The following is an 8,009-nucleotide window of genomic DNA, read 5'->3' as shown; positions in this document are numbered from 1 at the left end:
TCGCACGGAGAGCATTTCCCAGTTGACAAAACTATAGGAACACCCCCACGCTTACGCCATCTATTTTTTGTGCGATCCAAAGTATCGCTAGCTCACGCTCTTCACTATCATCAAATTTGCAGGTCTCATATTTGATGTTTCATTCAGCTCCTTAGAATCGATAACCAAATCCCATTGTCCATTTTGGCCCGGCAATGATCGGCAAAGTTGTTTGTTAGGTATACGAAACAATCGATTAACTGGAGTCAAACGCTTAACTCCAAAACATTTCAAACTGACAATTTCGATACATAATAAAGCTGCCAGTGAATTCAAACAGTTCTCCAAATTAGCTTTTCTAAAATACGTACCACGATCATGTTTCACAGCGTTATAGCTATCCCACCAAGTTAATTTTGCATACATTCCATTTATCCACGCATTAAAAGGTTTGAGTGAAATACTCTGGTTAATCGCAATGTCAACTACCTCATTTACAAAGGCAATATCATTCAAAGCAGACAGGCACTCGAATGCTTCCTTGATATTAGATGGTCTATTTCCGGATCGAAGTTCGACATAATCTTTAAAAACCGAATCAAATTCAGAACAAATCGATAAAAGCATCTTTGCAAATTCAACTGAATAAGTTGAGAAATTATCGTTGCTCAGCTCAACATAATTAAAGGAATTAACAAGCTCTCTTTCAAGAACCAAGTAGTAATCCCAATTTGATAAAGATAAACTCATAGACAAGCAACTCCCGTTAACGTAAATTACACCAAATTATCTTTCGAAATGCCCCCGTAGATATAGCAATCGCCAGCTCAGAAGTCTACTGACGCCCGATTCAGCTGACAAATAATTGACTATACGGCACTATTAAAGGATAACTAGCACTGTTCATCTACAGGAATATCCAGTTTATTCGCCGCGCAAATGCAAAGCTCTTTATCCTCTTGAGTCATCCTGCTCCCAAGAATAACTCGCAACGGCTTGCATGGGCGTTGTACATAATTCATCTCAAGCTCATCTGGCTCTGGTACAAGACGGGCACGATATTCGTTCTCCCGCTCAAACACACTGCCCTTTCTGTAAATTGCCCGTAGATCACTAAGCATGTCATCACTGCTCACATTAAGACCAAGCATCCTAGCAGCAGTCCAAGCAATTTGAGGGTCGCAATTAAATGGTTCGTCATCATATAAAATTGGTAATAATTCAGTGCGCATTCCGTTAGCTATGTTGCAATTGCGAATAGCTTCTCTGTCGTAAGCAAGAACGAAACCCGCTTGGCTTTCGGAATATACATTCCACATATTCGAATCGCTAGGATTGTCCGTTAGGCACAAAATGCGACAACAATTTCGGCAGCTATTCTGATGAACTGGGGCAACAAATCCTCCAACAAATAAGCGCAAGTTTTTAACAGCCGAGCGAAAAAGACTAACTTTTCCCTCATCGGATAGTATCTCGAACTCATCTATTCTTGCTGGATTAAAAGGAGCCCCCAGAACCCCTAAAACAAACGCAAGTCGTCTAAAATCAATTTGATTTATTATCTTTAACGCTTGTTCATCATCATTGAGATTACTTTCGATTTCATCTATACCATTCCAGTTATAGATCGGTACCGAGTCGCACTGATCGCTGAAAACCTTTGGATGAGAAAATGTAACAGTCGCGTTTTCTAGATCGGCAAAAGCGTATTCACTTGGAGGTCGATAGCGGTAAAGCATTCGCGGGACGAGAGAAGTCGATAGCGCTTCCAGCTCCTTCTTTGCGGAAACAATGGAGGCGCCATCGTTTTGCTTGGCAACGAGATTAGCCAGCGTCTCCCGATATGTTTCTTTCTGTGTCAAGCTTAGCGCCATGCAATATCGCTTCCCGATCTAGCTAAATTAGATGCAGTTGATTTTATCCAGTGCAAAAATACTGAATGCACATACGAAGCAGAAGTCATGTCTATCAACTACCAAAAAATGATTCCGATTGGAACGTACCGGAAATCGTAAAAGCTGCCAACGGATATATTTATAATAGCCTGAGATGGCTAGAGATGAAAACATATAGTCATCAAGCAGTCTTGTCCTCCGATGAAGACGCCAGCTATGACATCGAATTCCACTCTCTGTCAGGTCGCTTTACCAATTACGGAGCGCCGCAGAGGCTGCAGAAGCAGTCGAGTATGCAGAAAAGATTTATATGGGCGCGTCAATTAAAAAAGCTCTGTTAGACCAGGATTGACACACATCTGTCCCCACGGCGCCATATCGTTAGCCTCGTAGACCGCGGGGCAGCATGAACGCCGAGGACCTGGTAATCGCCTTCAAACGGGACATGGCGAAGCTGAGCGGGACCGAGCGCCGCCGCGCGATTGAGTCCGTCAGGGACGTGATCCGCGCGGCGGCGTTCGACGACACGGCCGGCTCCGCCTACGAGGTCGAGCGCAGCCGCGTCTGCCTCAAGACCGCCTACGCCATGCGCCATAGGCTGATCGAGTGCCTCTCGGCCCACTGCCCCCATTCAGGGCCGGGCGGGGCTGCGGCGGCGAGCTCGACGAGATCTACTTCCCTGAGTCGCTCAAGGGCAAGGGCAACCGCGCGAAGGGGTTGTTCGCGATGCCGTATCGGCAGCATAGAGACGGTATGTCCATTTCGTCTCTTTTAGCGCTGAATACCATGTATCGGGTTCATTTTCTCATGCCTTATAAGGAATATATGAGACGGCTGAATTCGTAGATGCCTGTTGTAAATGAATGTATGTGAGAAAGCTAACAACTACATAATAAGAGTTGCGTTTGGCATCAGGCAACGAAAACCGTTGCATTTTGTCTCTTGCAACTAAAAGGGTTGCGTTTGGTATATAGCAACGAAAACAGTTGCATTATGTCTCATGCAACTAAAAGGGTTGCTTTTGGTGTCTAGCAACGAAAACAGTTGTGCACGGGCAAGATAACCCTCACGCTTTGCGAATGATATCTTTGTTCCTGCAAATTAAAACACGCAATGTTATAGATAGACGAAATCTGATTAGCGGGCGACGATGAATGCCACATCTCTATTATCACGGGGACTGCCGCCCCAGAAAAACCCGATATGGCAATCGACGCTGATAGCAGTCTTAAAGAACATGACGTCGCCCTCACTCGACCTAGAAGCGTTCGAGAATCTCCTCGGCATTCTCTCGCAGATAAATATCTAGGTCCGGCACGGCAAACTGCACGTAGCCTCTCTGTGGCGCCTGAATAACCTCTCTTTGTAGCAATTTGGCCCTAATGGAGCTGACCTCATTGGTCTTTTTACCCATGCGCTTAGCAATCTCGGATGATTTGGACTGTTGCTTGTCCTCGCACATCGCCAAAAGGTATTTGATATCGTTAGGCCCCAGTCCAGAAATCGCGGGCTCGTGAACAACATCGTGAAAACGAGCCTCTGCCAGCGCAATGCCTTCGGTGACGTCGCGCTCGCTCACAATGGCACTTTTGGCACGATGCAAGTTGGCGCGCTGCCAAATGGAATAACCGACCAGTTGCACCAGATAGGCATAGCCCTTAGTGGCCTTAGCGGCTCTCGACAGAAGATCGTCCTCTATGGTCAAGCCAGTCGCGATAAAGCTGTCGCCCATAGAGAGCGCTACCTCCACCTGGTTGATAGGCGCCAGATCTTCGGGGAGGGCACGACGCAAGAACGTAAGCGCCTTGCCGTTAATAAGATCCATAACACCGGCGGGTAAACCAGCAAAGGCAAGTGCGATATCTACTTTTTCCCCTATCAAAAGCTGAACCGTAGACGCAATGGCACGCATATCGTCAATCGGGGCGTCCTGAACTTCATCGATGGCAATAAAAAGGCCCTTGGATGACTTCGCTGCCGAACTCAGCAACTTTCTAAGGCTCGACTCTTTGGGCGCAACGTCGACTTTCGCGGAAACAAAGCCGGCGTTTACGCCGACCGAAGCATTAGTCGCAAGGGAAGAATCAGCAACCTGATCCCTCAAGTCCAGCAATAGGTTAGGGCCAGCAGAGACAATAGCGGTCTTCCATCCAAGCTCTCGAGCACGATCCCTAAGATCACAGAGCAAAACAGTTTTTCCGGAGCCCCTCGGTCCAGCAATGCGCATGAGCCTCGCAGGTGCACCAATTCCCGCATTCAAACTCTCGGTAAACTCAAGGGCAATATCATCACGACCAATTATGCGCGGAGGCTCAGCGCCGGCAGTGGGACGAAACGGGTTATGGAATGCTGTAGCGCTCACTTGTTTGCCTCTCAAGACAATCGATTATCGGTCAATCTTAGCTTTATAAGTTTATCGTAGACTATATCGGATTATATCGTGTTGCATAAGTCTGTATAAACGTATCGCGGAAGTATCGAGCTATCGTGAAGTATTGCAGCAAATCGCCTAGACGTTGCTATCTTCTCAGCTCATATCGAAAGTAAGTTGAGGGCTTCCTAATATCCATTATTTAAAGCGAGAAAAACTCGCTCTCAGCGGATAAGTTCGGCCCCAACCACGGATCACCCGTTAAGAAGAACTCCGGCCAGCGCTGCATGAACAATGCCTGCTCGCGCTTCCAACGGCGCAACTTTTCCTCGTTGGCCTCTTCCCTGCCGCGCGAGGTGAACTCATAGTGATACAGCTCGGCATAGGGCGTAAAGATGGTGCGGTAGCCAGCCTCCCACACGCGAAGGCAAAAGTCAGCGTCGTTAAAACCGACGGCGAATTCCTCGTTATAACCGCCGACCTGCTCAAATACGTCGCGTCGCACCATCTGACAGGCGCCCGTCACGGCACTAAAGTTGCCCGGGCGCACAGCGCGGGCAAGATAGCCCTCGCGCTTTGCCGAGAAGTCCTGGTTGGCATGGGCAAGTGCGCCACGCACGCCAACCACAATGCCGGCGTGCTGCACCAGATGATCGGCAAAGTAGAGCTTGGCGCCCACCACGCCCGCATCGGGACGCTGCAGATACCCCATCATTTCTTCGATAAAATCGGGGCTTATGACCTCGGTATCGTTGTTCAGCAGCAGTAGGTAGTCGCCCTTGGCATGCTCCACACCAAAGTTGATGATCTGGGAGTAATTGAACTCACCCGGCCAGTACACAACGCGCGCGATGCCCTTGCCTTCGGATGCAGCAGCCACGCGTTCCGGCAGGGTTTCGTAATATGCAAACGTCTCCGGGGCTTCGCTGTTGTTCTCCACCAAGACGATCTCGTAATTGGCATACGTGGCTTTCTGGGCGATCGACATCACACAGGCGTCGAGCGTCTCAATGTGATCCTTGGTGGGAATCACAATGCTCACCAGCGGCGCAGGCTCTGGCAGCGCATAGCGCATGCGGTAGACAAACGGCGTCTCGGTCTCCTCGACCGTCCCGTGAACGCCCAACGAATCAAAGTGGCGCTGCAGCGCAAGGCGCCCGGCCTCGATGGCATACGGCTTGCTATCGGCAGAACCATCGGCGGTCGATCCCGGATGCACGCGCCAGTGATACAGCACGTGCGCAACATGTTCAAACCGTGCGCCCGCCGCAAGGCAGCGGAGCGTCAGGTCGTAGTCCTGGGCACCCGCAACATCTTCCGGAGACATGCCAATGCGATCGATAAGTGCCTTCTCCACCATCAGAAAATGCGTCACGCAGTTATGGCTATAGAGCAGGTCGACGTTGAGCCGCGTCTTAAAGACCGGCTGGCCCCACTCCCCCGTTTTCTGGAACATATCCTCGTCGCAGAACAGGACCTGGGGACGCTCGCCCTCGGCAACCTTGTTCAGCGCGGCAACATAGTGGAATAACGCGTCCGGTTCCAGGATGTCATCGTGGTCCAAGAACGCGATGTAGTCGCCCGTCGCTTGCTCAATGCCAGCGTTGGTGTTGAGCACAATGCCGCCGTTGCCGGGAAGCTCGATGCGACGAACGCGCTCGTCGTGAGCGCCTGCCGCAAGGGCGGCCACCGCGTCCCATTCGGGCGAGGCGTCCATAAGCAGCAATTCCCAGTTGTCATAGCTCTGGGCTAGCACCGAGTCCAGCAGCTCGCGCAGGTAGACCCGATCAGTCTTGTAGCACGGCACCACAATGCTCACAAGCGGCCTATAGGCAAAGGCCGCCGAAGCGACACGCTGGCACACCAAATCGGCCGGCTTTGCGCGATGTTGCTCAAACCAACGCCGATAAGCTGCGTCGTCTGCACGCGCGTCCTTCATGCGGTTCCAGCTATCGTCGACCATGCCGTTGTACAGGCGACCATCCATAGCGCAAAACCCGTTCTGGATCCGCTCTGTGGGATCGCTCACAATCGCGACAAAATCTCGTATATCCTGAGGCATCTCTACGCTCAGATACGTTTTATTGACACGGCATCCGTCCTGCTGCGGCACATTGACCTGCGATTCGAACACATGCACGGTGACATCGATGGCATTCATATGCGTATCGAAGATCTGGAACTCAGGTGCGCACTGGGGGTCTCCCGCCCAGGCGACCTCATAGCGCCACACCGCGCCGGCGTCTGCCGGTAAATAGCGAATGGCATCGATCTCGTAGCGGCCGCAGTGTTCGCCACGCTGCGCATCGCGGATAAGCGCACACAGCGCAGGCTTTGCTTTGTAGTTAATCTTGGATTCCAGCTTGGCCACGCGGCTATCGAGGCGAATGGAGCCCAACCTTTGGCAACCGGATGCAAAAACGACATCCATCGACGAGCCATCCAAAAACGGAAGCACCAAGACGGCGAGCTCGCGCTCGTAATCGGAAACGGAAGGGCAAAGCGCCAGCACACGGCCATGATCGACCGGGAGCACCAGCGACGGCACACAAGAACCACTCGTCGTCGCATGGGCAAACGATTGAGAACCCTCCCGCTCAATAAGCGCGGCGACATCCTGACCGGCAAAACGAAGCAGCACAAACAGACGGCCCTGGCTGCGGCAAAGCGCCAAACGCTTGATACTCATTTACACTTCTCGCTTTCCCAGGGCGTTCGCTGCCATGCGTTTGCAGGCACCCAGGCGCCCAAACCTCAAGACGTCGTAAGCGAACATGAGCTTTTTGCACAAACGAGCAGCAGGGGCCTTACCGATAAGTGCCGCGCGCACCATGGCGGCAACCGAAGGAGCACATTGTGCGAGCGCAGCATCGTTGTCCACGGCAGAACCGTTAAGCGCCGCGGCAACGGCAGCAAACACTTTGCCGCAGTCCGAACCCAGCAACCTCAGCGCATCGTACAGCACCAGATCACACAGGAAGTACGCCAGGTCATCAGCATGCTGTGCGTCGAGACCGTCGCGCTGCCAGTCAGCCAGCATAGCGGAGTAAATCTTCACGTGCTCCAGCAGACGTGTCTCGTCGTCGTAGCGCATGGTGTCCATGAGCGAACCCTTGCGAGCCACGCGATAGTCGTACAACTTGTTCGAGATAAGCGCGGTCTTGTGCGAACGACCGTACACGGCAAAGTCGAAGACCTGGTCCTCGCCATACTTAACGGTTTCGTCGAACACGATCCCGTTGCCCAGCAAGAAGTCGCGCTTGCAGGCGGTGCGCCATGCAAAGGGACGAGACGCTTCCTTAAACAGCAGGTCGGAGCTATAGCCCTCAAACGACACATCGCGCGGGCTAAGCACATAGTTAAGCCACGGATACCCCGCCTCCAGCGGATACGGGTTCGCGCCAAAGGTCAACACGTCGCAGTCCTCGCGCTCAAAGGCATCGACGATCACGCGGCATGCATCGGGCGTAAAGCGGTCGTCGGAATCCAAGAACGCGACAATAGGCGCCGTGGACGCGGCGATGCCTGCATTGCGCGCGCTCGACAGGCCCCCGTTCTCTTTATCGACCAACGTAAAGCGCGCGTCCTTTTCGCAATAGGTAGCCGCAATATCGCGCGAGCCGTCCGGCGAGCCGTCGTTGACCAGCACGCCTTCCCAATCGGGCATGTCCTGCGCAAGCAGGGAGTCCAGGCACCAGGCCAGGCACTCCTCCACGTTATAGATGGGAACGACAACGGAAATCTTGGGGGTAGCCATAGTCAAG

At 52.1% G+C, this 8,009-nt stretch carries 5 protein-coding genes; all 5 read right to left on the bottom strand.

Annotated features, from left to right (window positions below; genetic code table 11):
• Positions 1-87: 87 nt before the first annotated feature.
• On the bottom strand, positions 88-729 hold the full coding sequence (locus DXA43_RS10180) for a hypothetical protein (RefSeq protein ID WP_022094837.1): 642 nt from the start codon (positions 727-729) through the stop codon (positions 88-90).
• Between the two features lie 143 nt (positions 730-872).
• Positions 873-1,841 (bottom strand): DUF2971 domain-containing protein, encoded by a 969-nt coding sequence (locus DXA43_RS04735; RefSeq protein ID WP_158558595.1) that lies wholly within the window; start codon positions 1,839-1,841, stop codon positions 873-875.
• A gap of 1,291 nt (positions 1,842-3,132) precedes the next feature.
• Entirely contained in the window at positions 3,133-4,236 is a 1,104-nt protein-coding gene (locus tag DXA43_RS04725; RefSeq protein WP_233540019.1) for an ATP-binding protein, read from the bottom strand.
• Between the two features lie 211 nt (positions 4,237-4,447).
• Complete coding sequence (locus DXA43_RS04720; RefSeq protein ID WP_117806407.1) at positions 4,448-6,934, bottom strand: glycosyltransferase; 2,487 nt, start codon at positions 6,932-6,934, stop codon at positions 4,448-4,450.
• A complete protein-coding gene (locus tag DXA43_RS04715; protein WP_117806406.1) occupies positions 6,935-8,002 on the bottom strand; it encodes a glycosyltransferase in 1,068 nt (355 codons plus the stop codon).
• Positions 8,003-8,009: the final 7 nt, after the last annotated feature.

It is taken from the genome of Collinsella sp. OF02-10, assembly GCF_003463445.1.
Lineage (GTDB): Bacteria > Actinomycetota > Coriobacteriia > Coriobacteriales > Coriobacteriaceae > Collinsella.
This window is presented reverse-complemented; position numbering and strand designations above follow the sequence as displayed.